This is a genomic window from Paenibacillus zeisoli (assembly GCF_003994465.1).
Classification (GTDB): domain Bacteria; phylum Bacillota; class Bacilli; order Paenibacillales; family Paenibacillaceae; genus Fontibacillus; species Fontibacillus zeisoli.
Map to the genome: position 1 here is coordinate 686,510 of NZ_RZNX01000001.1, position 17,124 is coordinate 703,633.

The 17,124-nt window shown below is 48.4% G+C and carries 12 protein-coding genes; 1 reads left to right on the forward strand and 11 read right to left on the reverse strand.

Features of this window, described 5'->3' with window-relative positions; genetic code table 11:
• The first annotated feature begins 29 nt into the window (after nucleotides 1-29).
• Nucleotides 30-728, forward strand: a complete 699-nt coding sequence (locus EJP77_RS20565; RefSeq protein ID WP_185897131.1) for an LpqN/LpqT family lipoprotein — start codon at nucleotides 30-32, stop codon at nucleotides 726-728.
• Nucleotides 729-860: 132 nt separating this feature from the next.
• Here the strand turns inward: EJP77_RS20565 and EJP77_RS03200 are convergent, their stop codons facing one another.
• The 11 genes from EJP77_RS03200 to EJP77_RS03250 all read right to left on the reverse strand — a co-directional run bounded on the left by EJP77_RS03200 (nucleotide 861) and on the right by EJP77_RS03250 (nucleotide 17,096).
• Complete coding sequence (locus EJP77_RS03200) at nucleotides 861-1,316, reverse strand: GNAT family N-acetyltransferase (RefSeq protein WP_127197714.1); 456 nt, start codon at nucleotides 1,314-1,316, stop codon at nucleotides 861-863.
• Nucleotides 1,313-2,494, reverse strand: a complete 1,182-nt coding sequence (gene purT, locus EJP77_RS03205) for a formate-dependent phosphoribosylglycinamide formyltransferase (protein WP_127197715.1) — start codon at nucleotides 2,492-2,494, stop codon at nucleotides 1,313-1,315. The genes EJP77_RS03200 and purT overlap by 4 nt, the downstream gene beginning before the upstream one ends.
• Before the next feature lie 161 nt (nucleotides 2,495-2,655).
• Complete coding sequence (locus EJP77_RS03210) at nucleotides 2,656-4,500, reverse strand: ABC transporter ATP-binding protein (protein ID WP_127197716.1); 1,845 nt, start codon at nucleotides 4,498-4,500, stop codon at nucleotides 2,656-2,658.
• Nucleotides 4,497-6,269, reverse strand: a complete 1,773-nt coding sequence (locus EJP77_RS03215) for an ABC transporter ATP-binding protein (protein ID WP_127197717.1) — start codon at nucleotides 6,267-6,269, stop codon at nucleotides 4,497-4,499. Before EJP77_RS03215 ends, EJP77_RS03210 begins: the two co-directional genes overlap by 4 nt.
• A 159-nt stretch (nucleotides 6,270-6,428) precedes the next feature.
• Complete coding sequence (locus EJP77_RS03220; RefSeq protein ID WP_127197718.1) at nucleotides 6,429-10,061, reverse strand: dynamin family protein; 3,633 nt, start codon at nucleotides 10,059-10,061, stop codon at nucleotides 6,429-6,431.
• A gap of 190 nt (nucleotides 10,062-10,251) precedes the next feature.
• A complete protein-coding gene (locus tag EJP77_RS03225) occupies nucleotides 10,252-10,533 on the reverse strand; it encodes an NAD/NADP transhydrogenase alpha subunit (RefSeq protein ID WP_127197719.1) in 282 nt (93 codons plus the stop codon).
• A 25-nt stretch (nucleotides 10,534-10,558) separates the two neighbouring features.
• On the reverse strand, nucleotides 10,559-11,239 hold the full coding sequence (gene nth / locus EJP77_RS03230) for an endonuclease III (protein ID WP_127197720.1): 681 nt from the start codon (nucleotides 11,237-11,239) through the stop codon (nucleotides 10,559-10,561).
• A gap of 77 nt (nucleotides 11,240-11,316) precedes the next feature.
• Nucleotides 11,317-14,049: an S-layer homology domain-containing protein gene (locus EJP77_RS03235; protein ID WP_127197721.1), complete on the reverse strand. Its 2,733-nt coding sequence runs from the start codon at nucleotides 14,047-14,049 to the stop codon at nucleotides 11,317-11,319.
• A 73-nt stretch (nucleotides 14,050-14,122) separates the two neighbouring features.
• Nucleotides 14,123-14,761: a GerMN domain-containing protein gene (locus tag EJP77_RS03240; RefSeq protein WP_127197722.1), complete on the reverse strand. Its 639-nt coding sequence runs from the start codon at nucleotides 14,759-14,761 to the stop codon at nucleotides 14,123-14,125.
• Nucleotides 14,762-14,785: 24 nt separating this feature from the next.
• The gene (locus EJP77_RS03245) at nucleotides 14,786-16,153 is read right to left on the reverse strand and encodes an N-acetylmuramoyl-L-alanine amidase family protein (protein WP_127197723.1); all 1,368 of its coding nucleotides are present in this window, start codon (nucleotides 16,151-16,153) and stop codon (nucleotides 14,786-14,788) included.
• A 328-nt stretch (nucleotides 16,154-16,481) separates the two neighbouring features.
• A complete protein-coding gene (locus EJP77_RS03250; protein ID WP_127197724.1) occupies nucleotides 16,482-17,096 on the reverse strand; it encodes a GerMN domain-containing protein in 615 nt (204 codons plus the stop codon).
• Nucleotides 17,097-17,124 lie beyond the last annotated feature (28 nt).

Genomic DNA, 17,124 nt, shown 5'->3' on the forward strand with positions numbered 1-17,124 from the left:
TCATTGTTAAGAGGACAAAGGAGAACACCATGTTGAAGAAATGGATGACGGCAGTAATTCTAATGGGCTTATTATCAGCCTGCGGTAACAACAGTTCGACGGAGAAGAAGGACGACACGGCAAAGACACCAGCTACGTCTGCAACAACGACAACACCTGCTCCTGCTGAGCCGGCTGACAATTCAAAGGATTCAGCTGCAAAATCTACAGACGATTCCCAAGCCTCAGCTGACAAGAAAGAAATTCCCGCAGATTTCAAAACTTACGAGAATGAGCAGTTCAATGTCTCCTATCCAAAAAGCTGGAGTACATATGATTCGAAGCAGTTAAATAATCCTATGGTTAAAGTGGCCTTCTATGATCCTAAACCTACCGGGAATTTTGCAACAAATATCAATGTAACGATGAATGCAGACACTACCTATTCTGCTAAGGACATAGCGGATAGCTCAACCAAGATGCTGGAAGAGAAGGGCGAAGAAAATGGAATGGCCAATTACAAGCAAATTGATTATAAAGACATGGATCACTCCGGCTTCAAAGCAGGGATCTCCACTTCCAGCTACACAAGCACTCAAACAAAGGCTGATATTATCCTGTCTCAGCTGATCATACCTGCCAAGAAGAATACTTACGTGGTCAGCTTCTCGGCCACCAAAGAAGATTATGAGAAGTCAAAGGATACGGTGCTCAAGGATATTATAGATTCATTCACAATTAAAGAATAATTGGATTCAGTACCGTCTGCTTCTCAATGAAGCAGGCGGTTTTTTTGTTAAGTCATGGCATAAGAATCTCAGACAAAATCGCCTAAATGGGCAAAAAAAATCATCCCTTAGGGATGAGTATGATAAAGGTGTCTATTCCAATGTTTTATAAAGACGGTATCCTGAGCATTCAAAGCCCATTCGTTCATAGAACGGCTTGGCATCAATACGCTCTTCATCCCCTGTGGACAGGAACAGCTCCTGGCTGCCCTTACGCTTCCCCCAGGATTCAACCTCATGAATCAGTCTCTTGCCAATGCCCTTGCCTCTGTGATTCTCATCTACTACAAGTGCGGTAATACGAGTAACCGGCTGCTCCATATCATGAGTCTGCAGCTGTCTAAGGCTTACGGTACCCACTACTTCACCATCAAGTTCTGCTACAAAGTTACGAAAATGCGGATGATTCTCGCAAGCTGCAAGTCTTTCTTCCATTACACTTACCGTTGTGGGATAACGAAGCTGTCTCATTAGAGCCGTAATCTCCTTCGCATCTTCACGTGAACATTTACGGATTAAGAGTGCCGGAGCACATACCTGATTACTCATTCAGCCCATTCCACCTTTAATAGACTTGCCGCTTTTTTGGCATGGATGCGTGCGGTCTCTACATCTTCTTCTGCACTGAGCGCTACAGCCATCCGACGCCCCGGCTTACTGAGCGGCTTACCGAAAATTCTGATCTGTGTACGAGGAATTTCAAGTGCTTCATGAACTCCGCCAATGGTAAAAGATTGTCCCTCTCGGTCGGCCTTCAGTGTTGCTGAAGCTCCCGGAGTCAGCACATGTACCGAAGGTACCGGAAAGCCGAGAATAGCTCTAACATGCAGAGCAAATTCGGAAAGGTCCTGGGTAACCATAGTTACCATCCCGGTATCATGCGGGCGGGGAGATACCTCACTGAACAGAATGCCCTGCTCCGTGACGAACAGCTCCACCCCGAACAAGCCATATCCGCCAAGCGCATCCGTAATAGTACGGGCAATGTTCTGGGCTTCCTGAAGTGCCTGCTCACTTATGAAATGAGGCTGCCAGGACTCAATATAATCGCCATCCTTTTGAATATGTCCAATCGGAGGGCAGAAGATCGTCCCCGAGACACTACGAACCGTAAGCAGCGTAATTTCACTGTCAAACCGAACAAAAGATTCGACAATAACCGCCGCGCCCTTCGCACGAGCCCCTTCAAGAGCAGCATTCCAGCTGGCTTCAGCATCTTCCAGGGTCCGGCATACCGTCTGTCCTTTACCGGAAGAGCTCATCAGAGGTTTAACCACACAAGGTGTGCCTAATTCCTTGACGGCTTCTTTCAGGCTGTCCAGACTATCCGCAAAGCGGTAATCCGCTGTGGGAATGCCGAGTTCCTCGGCTGCAAGCCGCCGAATTCCTTCACGATCCATCGTAAGACGAGCCGCGCGAGCGGTTGGAACCACGTGGTATCCTTCCTCTTCAAGCTCAAGCAGTGCCGAGGTAGCAATGGCTTCAATCTCAGGCACAATGATGTCTGGCTTCAACTGATGAATCAGGCTCTTTAGTGCTTCAGCATCAAGCATGTCGATAACATGAGACTCATGAGCGACCTGCATCGCCGGTGCATGTTCATATCGGTCCACTGCAATGGTCCTTACACCTAATCTCTGAGCTTCAATAATGACTTCTTTCCCTAGCTCTCCACTGCCAAGCAGCAGCATAGTTCTGGCATGATCAGAAAAAGGAGCACCCCACATTCGTCTGAAATCCCCCTAGTTTATATGGATAAGTTAAGCCAGTGTAAAAATAGCCTAAATTCATCCATTAAGATAAGTAGTTTCTTCTTATCTATTTTCCGGGTTTCTCGTCCATAATGCAAGAGTGCTCCGCTAAAAATCCAATCTTTTCCGACATTTAGTTACAAAAATCTGAATTGTGCTTCTATTAAGCCACTGTAAATTCCCTGATGCTTCATAAGCTGGTCATGGTTCCCTTCTTCCTTGATCTCACCATGGTCAAGAACCACAATATGATCTGCGTGTCTGATCGTTGACAACCGGTGGGCGACAATGAAAGAGGAGCGTCCTTGAAGTAGGACTTTCAAAGCTTCCTGAATTTTCAGCTCCGTCTCTGTATCAATACTTGCCGTGGCTTCATCCAGAATGAGAATACGCGGGTTGGCGAGCAGCGCTCTCGCAAAAGAAAGCAGCTGACGCTGTCCCATAGAAAGAGCGCTTCCCCGTTCCTCAACTTCAGTCTCATAACCTCCGGGCATCTGGGTAATAAAATCATGGGCGTCTACAGCCTTAGCCGCAGCTTCAACCTCTTCATCTGTGGCATCAAGACGACCAAAACGGATATTGTCCCGAATTGTACCGGAGAAAATAAACGTATCTTGAAGCACGATCCCGATCTGGCTTCGAAGACTCTGAAGCGTGACATCGCGGATATCAACACCATCTATGGTTATCCGGCCCTGCGTAATATCATAAAATCGGCTAACCAGGTTAATAATGGTACTCTTCCCTGATCCGGTATGTCCTACAAGCGCTACGGACTGCCCGGCCTGAACCTGCAGATTGATACCTTTCAGAGCGGCACGGCCTTTCTCATACTCAAAAACGACATGATCGAACTGAATATTTCCGTTAATGGTCGGGATCGGCTTGGCACCCGGCTTATCTGTAACCGAAGGCTGTTCATCAATAAATTCAAAGATTCTCTCTGATGAAGCCATCGCTACCAGCAGCTGGTTATACATCTGACCGAGCCGGTTAATCGGGTCCCAGAAGTTCCCTACATAGTTACTGAAAGCTACAAGCAGACCAATGGTGATCTCACCTGATTGAATAAGGTAAGCGCCCAGCCAAAAGAGAATGAAGCTTCCGATCCCGCCCGTAATTTCAATAAGCGGACCAAACATCTGGTTCATTGCTGAAGCTTTATCCCAAGACTTCTTGCTATCCTTGTTCATGACGTCGAAATAATTCATGTTCTCCTGCTCCTGGGTGTAGGCCTGAGTCACGCGTATTCCTTGGATGGACTCATTCAGGTGAGAGTTGATCCGGGAGTTCTTGGTCCGCACCACCTGCCAGGCAATTCGGATCGTCTGACGCAGCTTGGTAGAGATGAAGAACATAATCGGTACCGTGATCATAACGGCAAGGCCAAGCTTCCAGTTCACCATTAACAGAATAATCACGATCCCCACTAGCTGCACACAATCAATCATCAAATTCACGACCCCATTGGTGAACAGGTCCTGCAGGGAATTGACGTCATTGGTGACCCGGACAAGTACCGACCCGGCCGGGCGTTTGTCATAGAAGTTGAAGGACAGCTTCTGAATATGACGAAACAGGTCTGATCTAAGATCATAAATGACCTTTTGACCAATAATATTTGTGAATTTAATCCGGTAAGCACTGGCAGCCCATTGAATCAGATACAGTAGAATTACGGATGCTGTAATGAGATACAGGAGCTTCAGACTGCCTTCCTTCACAATCGCTTTGTCGATGGCCAAGCTCGTTAGATAAGGCACTGTCAGCTTCGTAATTGTCCCAAGAATCATCATAAGAATAATTAACGGGAGCAGCTGCTTGGCATATGGTCGCATATAAGAGAACAACCTGCGGAACTGCCTCCAGTCAAACGCCTTGTCAATCGCATCATCGTCCTTATATACGAATCTGTCACTCAGCCCCTGCTTCTTCTTGAGCCCCGGCTCCTGCTTGCCTGCTAATTCGGTCTGTGTACTCATGCCCGGTTCACCTCATCTTCCTTATCCGATATTCTGGAAAGGTAATCCGCATACTGTATCCGGAACACATCCTGATAGGGGCCTGAGGTATGAATGAGCTCATTATGTCGTCCCTGCTGGACGACCCTTCCCTGATCCATAACAAGGATCAAGTCAGCATGTCTCAGAGAAGAGATCCGGTGAGCGATAATAAACGTCGTTCTTCCTCTCATGACCTCCTGGAATCCGGTCTGAATTTCGTGCTCAGTCTCCATATCCACAGCACTCGTGGCATCATCCAGAATAAGAATCTTGGGATTCTTCAGCAGCGCCCGGGCAATGGCGATCCGCTGCTTCTGTCCTCCCGACAATCCCATTCCACGTTCACCAACCACCGTATCATATCCTTCAGGCAGCTCCATAATGAAATCATGAGCTTTGGCGAGCTGGGCAGCGCGAATAATCTCGTCCATTGAGACATCCTGGATGCCGTAAGCGATATTATTCCGAATTGAGGAGGAGAACAAGAAGGTCTCTTGAAATACGGTTGAGATCTGTTCCCGCAGCTGCCTAACCTTGATCTTTCTGATATCAGTTCCATCCAGTGTGATACTACCCTCATCGATATCATAGGCACGCATCAAAAGCTGGATAATCGTTGATTTGCCAGAACCGGTTCCGCCAAGGAAACCAATGACAGCCCCCGGCTTAGCTTCGAAATTAATATCAGTCACTGCTGGCATTTTGTTACCGTAGGCAAAGGTTACATGATCAAATACAATATGTCCCTTCACCTGCTCACCCGGCAGCATGAGGGCATGCTCATCATCCTGCACATCAATTGGCTGGTTCAGAATTTCCAGTACGCGTTCTCCGGAAGCCTTGGACTGAGTATAGTTATTGATATGGAATCCGAGTCCCCAGAGCGGTCCGATAATGAACCAGATCAGGCCAAAGAAAGCAACCAATTCCCCTAGCGAAAGGGATTTATGTATAACCAGTGTACCCCCTACCCCAAGCAGAATGGCAACACTAACCGAAGCGAGTAGTTCCATCACAGGGAAATATCTGCTCCACAGCAGGGCAGCGAAAATTTGATTCGATTTGTATCTTTCGTTGCGCTCCGAGAATTTCTCAACTTCATATGGCTCTCTGGCAAAAGATTTAACCGTTCTAACTCCTGTAATATTCTCCTGTACGGAGGTAGTGAGAGAGCTTAAGGCAAGCCTCATTTCCTGAAAAGCCGGATGAATCTTGGACTCAAACTTCCATGCAACGAGAACCAGAAAAGGCATGGTAATCAGAGTCAATACCGTTAGCTCCCAGTTCATTGACATCATCATGACAGCACCGAAGCTCACCATGAAGAAGAGGTTGAGCAGCTGGGCAAACCCGAATCCGATAAAGAGGCGAATGGCTTCCAGGTCCCCGGTCAATCTGGACATGAGGTCTCCTGTCTTCGCGGTATCATAATAGCGGAACGATAGAAACTGCAGCTTCTCATAACAGGCATTGCGAAGTCGATAAGCCAAGTAATTCCCTAATCGTCCACCAAAGAACCCGCTTAAAAACTGCATGAAAGCCTTTACAATAATGACTGAAAGCGCTGTTAAAGCAAGATATGGAGCCTCACTATAATTCCGGGGTGCAATAACATCGTCAATCAGCTTTCTTAGCAAATTGGGGTACACCAGACCCAATGCCGTTGCGGCTGCAAGACATAATATCGAGAGAATCAATAGATGGTTCTTCTCCCGGTAGTAGACGTGCAATTGCCTGAGAACATTCATATGTCTCCTCCTCGCTGCCATCCGTCAATTTAGGAACTTTAAGCAGTTTACCATCATGACTTTAAGGCAGCAAAGAGGAAATACCTTCATATTGATGAGTATTATAGTTCCAATCTCAGTTACACGAACCTAATCCGATTTCGTCTTCTAAATACTCCTTCATGCTTCGTATATCTGCCTAAGTTGCTGTTCTGTGTTATCCAGGCCTATTCTAAGCTCTTCGAGGACTGCTGATTCATCATTAGAACCGCTTAATTCACGCATTTCAGCTTCCCATTCGAGCCATAAATTGATGAAATGGTCGCATGCATCCTGTTTCCGGAGTCTCGCCCCATCACAGTAATATTCGGCATACCTAATCTGAACCTGATCAACAGCTTCCTTGACGAGTATCTCCAAGGGACCTTCCAAAGCTTCCCGAAGCGCCTCTCTTCCCTTCCCCTCAAAGAAATGTTTTGGATTCCTGAAGTAAGACCAGTAAGCATGCCAATCCAGCTTCCCGGTGAGCAGACCTTCTCCAATCTCCGGTGTAGTCCAAGGAATAGGATTTCTGAGATACAAGTGCGGGCCAAGATCTCTATGCTCAGCTTTCTCAAGCCATCTGTCCCCTTCTCGCTTCACCAAAGCATTCACCTTTGTCTCGAGACGCAAGGATGTAGCCTGTAGTTCCCGTTCCAGCTCACCTGACAATTGTGCTGTCCAATCATGCATGGATACAGCAAATTTCTTCTTCAGATCTCCCCCGTCCTCCTGAAGCAGTGAAGGATGGAAGAATTCACGGTAGAGCTCCATTGAAGCGAGCCGAAGCCGCTGACGGACATGGAACAGCAGTTCATCCGATTCCTGGATAATCTCACTGCTCAGATCCATAGTGGCGAGCTCTTTAAGTGACTGTTCATAACTCGCCCGTTCTGTGTCCAGACGCTGGAGAATACGTTCCCGGTCCATTTCCGACTGTGACAAAGCGTAGAGCCTCTGCTGCACACGGAGAGAGTTTTGGTGCAGCTCATCCGCTGCAGAGCCCGCTGCCAGGCTGCTGAGATCTTTTCCTATGAACGAATCGAATGCCTCTTCAAATTGTTCAAAGCCAGAAGAAGACAGCTGGACTTGGTCTCCTATAAGCTTAGCTTCCAGCGCGTTCAGACTTGATAAGGCGTAGATCTGAGGGCGCTCAATCCCGGCTGTGCGCAGACTGCTGTTCACATGATCTACAACCTCTTGTAGTTCATCAGAGGATGCCGCCAGGTCTGCCGCATTAACGATAAAGAACATCTTATCCAGGGCAAAATTGCCTTTTACCCGGCCGAGCTGAGCTAGGAACTGACGATCGGCGCGTGAGAACGCATGATTGTAGTACGTTACGTACAATAAAGCATCTGAATTTTTCATATATTGAAAGGTGACACCCGTATGCCGTGCATGGATGGAATCCGCCCCCGGCGTGTCCACAAGAACGATCCCCTGCTCCGTGAGCGGGCAGCTGTAGTACAGATCGATTCCCGCTACAAAACAAGCTCTTGCCTCCTCAGCTACAAAGGCAGAGAACTCGGTCATATCGACCGACAGACTTGTACCAAGCTTGCCTTCGTAGGAAGTCCAGCCGATCGCTGCTGCTTGTAGGAAGCTGTAATGGGAGCGCCCCGAGGCTGGAATATCCTTGGCTTTCAGCTTCCTGACTGCCTCCAGCCAGGACTGTTCCTTCCAGGCTCCAAGCTGGAGAACACTGAAGGAGTAGGCCAGGTCTTCCCGCATAGCCTCTGGAGTCTTCAGTTTCACAACAGCTGTGCCATGAGCATATCCCCCCTCCGGGGCCATGATGCGGTTAATCGCCGCGGTGGTCGGATGCGGCGATACCGGCAGTACGCGCTGCCCCAGCAGGGCATTCGCGAACGAGGACTTGCCCGCGCTGAATGCACCGAACAGCGCGATCGTGAACCGCCCGCGGCGCAGCTCGCCGGCGCGCGCCATCAGCGCACGCATCCCCGCCTCGAAGGCGGGATGCGGCGCAAGCGCCTCGGCCGCGCCTTCCAGCAGCGCGGCCGCTTCATCCAGCCGCCGCTGGATCGGCGCGGCGGCTGGCGCCGCTGGCGCTGCCGCCTGCACTGCTGCGGCAGCTGGCGCTTCTTGCGCCGCCTGCATCTGCGGCGGCGCAGCGGGTTCCCCCACCTCCGGCAGTACGCCGGAGGTGAGGGCCGCGGGCGCGCCCAGCAGCGCCCGCAGCTCCGCGGCGCGGGCATCGGCGCCGCGGTCAAGGGCTTGTAGACGCGCGGCGAGGTTCGCGCGCGTCAGCAGCGTCTCGCGGCGGTGCGAGAGCTCGCCGCGTACGGCCTCCTGCTGCGGGGCCAGCTCCGCCAGCAGCTCGGCTGCGAAATCCAAGGCGGCTCTGCGGTACGCCGCCGTGATTACGGCTTTGACGTCCGCTGCGTAATGCAGCGTCGACTCGCCGGACAACGTCGCTCCGGCCTTCACCGGCTCGGAGATCCAGTTCAGACTCGGCTTCGGAAGCGCCTCGTCCAATTGAGTCTCCCATACGGATGACCACAAGTGATGCGACTGCCCCAATTTGCGCAGCAAATCACGAACGTGCCAATCCACCTGAGCCGAGACCTGTTCGCTCAGCTTCTGGAAGAGGTTGTCCTGCCGCCGCTGCTTCTCCGCTTCCGTCTTGCCTGCTGCGAACAAGAAGCCCATCTTGAAGCCGGGATTTCGGCTCTCCAGATAGAGCTGTGCCGCTTCCCTTATCGGCGGCGTCATCAGCTGAGCACTGCCCAGCAGCTTGTCCAGCTCAGCCGCCAATTCAGCTTGAAGCCTCGAAGGTAATGTCTCGTTCTCTTCCGAAGCCCGCTGAAGAGCGGCGATTTCTTCCTCTACTCGCGCAGCCTCTTCTTCCCCGCCCAATTCATCAATTAACCGTTCACGCTCCGGCTCCTCTATGCTGTCCAGCTGCTTCAGATGAGCTTCAGCCAAATGAAAGGCCGAACAGGATAACGAATACTGAAGCAGCTCTTCCCTGTGCTCCATCAGTTCGGCCAGAACACTCTTCAACTTTGGAAGCATATTGCGAGGATGTTCCTGCTGTTTTAAGGATAGATAAAAGATACCAGCCGGCTTCACCTGCCACAGTTCAAAAGCTTGCTCTACGGACTGCCGATATTTATCGAACTCCAACTCCTGTTCCCGATGCTTATCAATTTGATTGACCACCAGGTACACCGGTTTACCCCAATCGGACAGGCTTTTGGCAAAGCTCAGATTGGTCTCCGACTGCACATGGTTGTAGTCCATTACATAGAACACCACATCCGCCAGATGAAGCGCCGATTCGGTCGCAAGTGCATGTCCTGCATCATTGGAGTCTACCCCGGGCGTATCCAGTAGAACACCCTGATTCTCCAGTAAAGGAATCTGATCCCACACGGCAATCCGCGTATACGCCTCTCCGTTTCGGCAGTATTCCTCCAATTGATCCAGCTGCGCAAGAACTGGCTCTTCATTCGAAGATTTAGTTAGCAGCACCCGCGGAGATCCATTACGAATCATGACCACGTTCGCACTGGTTGGAAGAGGGCTGGCCGGCAGCACTCTTTTGCCGCACAGGGTATTGATCAGGCTCGACTTCCCCGCAGAGAAATGTCCGCAGAACGCGATAGTCAACTCGCCGGCCCGCTGCTTTAAAGCCAGCTCGTCCACATCTCGGCTTGCCTTACGATCCCCTGCCTGGTTCAGATGTTCCTTCAAGCTACGAAGCAGCTGCTCTACAGGCAGCCTATTTTGATCTGATAACGTTTTCATTGAAAAGTCTCTCTCCTGACCGCATTCTTCTATGTTCTCTATGGAACCCTAAATTTATAAATATGTTTATTTTATCATTCGATATCCCCGCTTGGAAGCCGTTCAAGGACAAAAAAAATAAAACCGAAAAAATTCGGTTTCATTTCAGGTGGAACCATCATTCAATTCAAATCGGGAATATCCGAAACTACTAACCTGCAGTTACAGCTTCACTTTCATCTGAAGGAATCAGAATTTCGAACACTTTACCGTGCTGAAGAATTGTAATGCCTCTGTTCTTGTCTTTCATTACTACAACTTCCGGTTTCTTCGCCATGCGCTCAAGATAGTGCTCAGGAACCTCACCAGAGTCGCTGATTGTGATTCCTTCCAGTTCACGCTCATCGTTCTCATTCAAATTAATCTCAATCACCTGTTCAAACATATCCGAGAAAAGCTCGAAATTGTCTGTGTAAACGGAAATACATCTCATGAAGTCTCATCCTCTACTATCAATATCATTTTTTGGCCTTACTCTCTCTATCTTCTCTAAGCTGCGCAGTTTTCATACGCTTTTTGCCTTCCCGGCACACATCAAGCAGTGGACATACCTGGCATTGCGGGGACTGGGCTTTACAGTGATATCGTCCAAAGAAAATTAATCTATGATGTGTCAGTGTCCACTCATCCTTCGGCACCCGCTTCATCAGCTTCTTCTCGACCTCTAGGACAGAGTCTTTCCAGCCTGCAAGGCCCAGTCGCTTGCTTACGCGCTCCACATGAGTATCTACCGCAATAGCAGGAACCCCGAATGCATTTGAGACAACGACATTGGCTGTTTTTCTGCCTACACCTGGCAGGAGGACAAGCTTATCGTGCTCTGAAGGAATTTCCCCTCCGTACTGTTCGATTAGAATTCGGCACAGATTCTGGATGTGCTTCGCTTTGTTCCGGTAGAGACCAATCCGGCGGATATCCTGCTCCAATTCTTCAATCGGCACAGATACATAATCCAGCGGAGTATGGTACTTCTGGAATAAATCTACCGTTACTTTGTTGACCGTGGCATCTGTGCACTGTGCTGACAGAAGGACGGCAATCGTCAGTTCAAAGGCGTTGCTGTGGTTAAGTTCACAGTGGGCATCCGGAAACATGGCTCCTATGCTGTCCAGTATGTGGCGGACGCCAGCCGCATTCATGTGCATTCCCCCCGGCAAAAAAAAGTCTTGATATGGGACTGAATCCCGTATCAAGACGGTCAATCTCAGAAAATGACTTATTGTTTTTCGATCTCAACCAGCTTGTCATTGTTGAAATATAATACAATATTATCATTTTCTTTGAGGGATTGCACGGTTAAAGTGATGTCTCCTTGGTGAACATACGTCTCCAGAGTCACTCCATACCGATAATTATTGTCGTTAAAGTCATGTTTTACATAGATTTCTTTCGCAGTTGAATCGTAATAATTGAATGGACGGACAATCGAATTAAGAACGGTGAATACGAGCTGGCCGTTCTCATCCTTGCGAACTTCCACATGATCGGCGGTAGTCAGGGAACCCGGATTGGTGCTTACCACTCCGTTTCTCACCACTTTAACTCCTGCTGAGACAGAGTAGGAAGTCGTCACACCTGTAAAATTCTTGACTGAGACGGATTGACCGTCGCTGATCAGAACTTTGCCAAGATCAAGCTTTACGGCTTGGACCGAAACTGCGGTCCTTCCGCTAAATACCACGTTAATAAATTGTCCCGCCGAAAGATCTGTTAGCTTAATAGATTGGCCATTGTCTCCTAGAAGTACGGCTTTATCCACATAGAATTCATCCGTTACCCCTTTGGCTTTGACCCGGAGCCGGTTATTGTATGGGTCAACCGAGACCACCTCGAACTGCATCGGTGACTTCACTGACAAAGTCTGAACCGCATCCTGAGCAGCCGTAAGAATCAGAGTAACACTTGCGCCCGTCTTAATATCCGACACCGCAGGATTAGCCAAACCATAGATTTCTATTGAAGGTGTGTAACCTGTGTAAGGCAGGGTAAGCAGTTTGCCGCTTGACAGCTGAATTGTCACGGTCTTAGCTAGCGTATTTGCCGACACAAAGTTTCCTTCGTATTTGTAGATTACCTGGAGTGCCAGTACCCGGTCGCCGATATGAATAAGACTGATTCTGCGATCTTTGGTTAATAGAGGCTCGACTCCGGCTAGAGTAGGCTGGGTTGTATTATAGTCCAGCTTGGTCTTGTCATCCAGCTTGTACACTTCAAGCTTATTCTGTGCATTCACAACCGTAAGCGCCTTGTATTTGCTATCGTAGGACACTACATTCAGGTCTGTAAGCTGCTCAGACTGCCGGCCCAGCACCTGAATCCGGGTTACTTTCTCCTGCGCATCTAGGGTGATCTCCACTTGATCACCTGCGCTAGGATCTGCAATCAGATCTGACAATCCTGCATCGGCAATTCCATCAACAAGAATAGTCGGTTTATCACCTAAAAACTTAGCTTCGAGCGAGCCCCCAGAGCTTTTGTATGTAACCAATTTACTCGTTCCATTCACATCAACCAGCATACCCTTAACTGTCCGCTCAACACTTTGGGTTACCTCAAGGTTAGTGAATACGTTGTTCTTGATCGTATACTTCACTACCGAATTCGGTTTGAGCTCGGCCAGACTGATAATTTGGCTTTGATATCTTACGAGTGTATAATCATCCACTTTGTACTGTTCAACAGAACCTGATGCATCCTTGACCGTGACTGTCTTGGCATTCAAGTCAACGGATTGGATCGTTCCTGTGCCACTTTTATTCACAAGTCCAGACTTTACTTTAACCATTACCGTCTTCTTGTCAGGCGAATAGGTCTCACGCTGAATTTCAATCGTACTGTCTGCGGTCAGTGATGCCGCTGTTATAGACTTGCCATTCTGGTCAATGAACTGGGTTCCAGCATCATAACCGTAAGGTGTATAACCTGTGGCAGTGCTGAGCCAAATTGTATTATCCCCTGAGATCTTGGCAAATGTCCCTTCAATACTGTCAACCTGCTGCTTCGTATCTGTTACCTCCACATAGGCGGCCGATCCCACCTTGTCGATGGCAACTACTTTAGTGTATGGCTTAAGGTCACTCTTCGATATCCGGGTCTCTGAATTGCTTGTAAAGAATACACTGCGGTTATCAAGTACAAAACTGCGTGTCTTACCGTTCATATACAAGGTCAATTTGGAATCTGTAAGCTCAGAGATTACGCCCTCATACACACTTGAATAGGCAGGGTTCAAATAGGACTGGCCGCGGCTGAAGAAGGTTGCAATCTGCGCACGGGTCACAAGACCAAGTGGATCAAATTTGTTGCCGTCTACACCTTTGGTCAGCCCTAGGTCAACCGCCACAGATACAAATCCTCTTGCTCCAGCAGAAATCTTGGCGTTATCAGCAAAAGTAGTTGCTTTCGCTGCCGCAACTTTAGCATCAGCTTCTTTTCCAAGTGCACGAACTATAATTTTGGCGATCCATTCGCGTGAAGCCTTCTTGGATCCCCAAGTTTCTTTGGCTCCAGTCGCTGCCGCCTCTTCCGTCTGGTCAATCAGTTTCTGCTGAAGAGCAAGCGCAACATACGGCTTGAAATAATTACCGGTCTTCAGCTTATCTGGAACTACTGGTGAAGCTGGGAGCTTGCTGTCCAAGTTCATGAACCTCAGCGCAAGTGTAATCGCTTCCTCTTGTGTGATACTGTCACCAGGACGAAACTTCCCTTTATCTCCGAGGATAATTCCTTCGGACGCAAGTTTATAAATATGCTTTTCAGCCCAATAGCCGCTGGCTACATCACTGAATATCGAAGCAGTTACCGTAGATTGAGCTGAAGTAGTTGTTGTGGCAGCCGTAGTCGTTGTATCCGCAAATGCAGCAGCACCGCCGCTCAAGCACATTGCAGTAACGAGCATGGTAGACACCGCTTTGTGAGAGTGGCGCTTACGGCTTTTGTTGTAAGACATGAAATTCTCCCCTTTAACAAAAAAAATGGACTGCTGTATTCAAATTCGACATACAGCAGTCATATTCCTTTAACTATTCCTGTTCTCTCGTCAGTGGATGCGTAAGTTCGACATGGCCCATCAGTGTGTCAACCTGCTGCCCATCAACAAGCAGCTCCAGGCTTTTCACTTCATCAAATTGAAAGCTTGTCTTCTTAAGCGCCTCAAGGGCCAGGGATTCGCCCCCCGCTCCTAACCTCGCTTCATCCGGCAGATGAATATCTACCGTCAGCAATCCGTCTTTGAAGCTAACCGACTTAAAGTTCACTTTCTCCCAAAGCGCGAACAGCTTGCTGTCGCCACTGCTCTGAAGTGACTTTATGGCAGCTTCATACTTGTCCTGATCGTTCCCAACCTTGATTTCTTTCTGAACCTTCTTCAGCTCAAGCATTTGATCATCCGTATAAAAAGCATTAATGAGCAAAGTCTTGGCGTTCGTGTCCGCCGGCTCGGTAGTAGTCGGTGTGGTTGTTGTGGCTGCCTGCTGCGTTGCTCCCCCTGTGGAAGTATCCGAAGTACCCGAAGAGTTATTGGAGTTATCCGTAATCGTGGCAGGAGCCGAACTTTTCTGTGAATTGTCTGACACAGCTGCTGACTGCGGCTTCTGACCACAACCTGCACTTATTCCAACAACTACAACCAGCAGCGCTGTGAACCAAAGTTTTCTTGTCACTTTCGCTTCCTCCTTTCAGGAAATCTATTGAACTTTCAGATATTCCTTAATGCCTGCTACAATACCCTCGGCCACTTTGTTCTGGAATGTCTCCGTATAGAGAAGAGCTTCATCTTTCGTATTACTGAGATATCCGCACTCCAGAAGAACTGCCGGCATTGTCGTCTCACGTGTTACATGAAGACTTGCATAACGAACCTTGCGATCCGTAAGGCCAGAGGCTTTAACCAAATACTTATGCATCACATTAGCCAACTGCAGACTGGAATTTCTTGTGTAATAGGTCTCTACACCCGTGGCAGCAGCTGCACCCGCATTTGCATGAACGGAGATGAATATATCCGCTTTCAGCTTCTCGGCAATTTTCACCCGATCAGACAAAGTAGGATAAGTATCCCCACTTCTGGTAAGGACTAGATCAATGTTCTTGTTGTTCTTAAGCAAGGCTTCCACCTTCAGAACGACAGCCAGATTAAAGTCCTTCTCTCTGCGTCCCTTAATGCTGATGGCACCCGGGTCTGTTCCGCCGTGACCAGCATCCAGTACCACAAGCTTCTTCCCGCTAGTTCCCGGTGGTGTTACTGGAGTAGACGAACCCTTGTTCAGATCAAGGATAATCAGACCATCCCCGGCATTTACGAGTTCGTAATTTTTGGCATAATTTAGATCGAGAACGATGCGCACTGTCGAAGGATTAGTGCTGTATAGTGAAAAGCGCACCTGTGAAACGTCTGGATATCCATTGATCTGAATGGATCCCATCTGATTGCTGTCCAGAACTCCGGCAGGAAATGTGTTATCGAACCGTGCATGGGGCACATCAATCACAATCCGGTCGGGACCCGTCATTTTGAACACATTAGGTGTAACCTTCCCGCTGGCCGCAATGATCAGACGGTTATCGCTATAGCTAATCCCGCTGATCAATGCATCTGTCTGAGAAGTGTTTCCACTATCACTTCTCGGGGTAATAAGTTGTACAGATTTCGTTGTATGATCCCAGTTGACCTTCATTCCCATCTGCTCACTGATGAAACGAAGTGGGATCATGGAAGTATCACCTTTAAGGTATGGAGCTACCGGAACGATTGCAGTCGTCCCATTTACAGTAGCTGTCTTCTTTCCTACAACTAATTTAATTAAGGTATCCGCATTCTTTATGGTTACCGTGCCTGTCTTATTCTCCCAGCTGACATTAAAACCAAGCTCCTCCATGACGACACGAATCGGAATCATCACACTTCCATTGACTTCTTGAACCTGATTAGCTGAGCTAAGATTCAGTTCTTTCCCGTCAAGATATATATGCGTACTTGCTTCAGCCGCACTTCCCATCCCGGGAAAAGCCAATAAAAAGACGAACAAAACTGCAAAAAAGCCTAATTTCTTCATCCTTCACCCCTACCATTCTTGTATTTGTCCGAAATGATTTCAACACAAAGTGCTATCCTTCGACATCACCTGGACGATTATTAGACGCGGGTTTCTATTAAAAGTTGCGAAATAATGCCAACTTTTCTGTCAAAATTCCCAGCTGATAACCCCTCTTTTCTATTATCGACATTCCTCTCATATTCTTTAGTCCGACCTTAACAAAGGTTTTAAAACGCTTTCATCCTTCGTGCAAGCGTGGGAATCAAGCTGTAATAAATGGATTCTATTTCCACCTATAGACAAAAAAAGAACCCGCTGCGCGGATTCTCAAATAGGATATGTTCACTTATGATCTTGTCATCGGATGCTCTAACTCATCATGACCCATCAAGGTATCCACTTTGCTTCCATCAACCAGAAGCTCAATGGACTTGACCTCATCGAACTGGAAGAAAGCTCTCTTCAGTGCCTCAATAGCTAAACTTTCTCCGCCCGCGCCCAATCTCGCTTCATCTGGCAAATGAATATCGATCGTTAATTCTCCATCCTTTAAAGCGGCCGACTTCAACTCGACCTTCTGCCAAAGAGCGAACAGCTTATCCGTGCCGCTGTCTTTCAAGGTTTTGAAGACTTCCGTGTACTTATCCTGCTCATTTGAGAAAGTAATCTCCTTGTGCTCCTCTTTCAATTCCATCATGTCATTATCCGTGTAATAACTGCTGATTGTTAACTTGTTGGCCGAGTTCTCAGGTTGATCAGACGACTCGCTTGGCGAAGCTGCTGCTACGTTAGTGCCAAGCTGAGAAGTTGATGGAGTCTCCTTCTCCTGATTGCCACTTGTTACACTTGGAGCACTAACCTGGTCATTGACCGGTGGAGCAGCTTGAGACTTTTGTCCGCATCCCGCACTTACCAGCATGAGCAGGATTAGTAACCCGGTAGTCAAACTCTTTCTCTTCATGCCACAAACCCCCTTATCACGGCTCTAG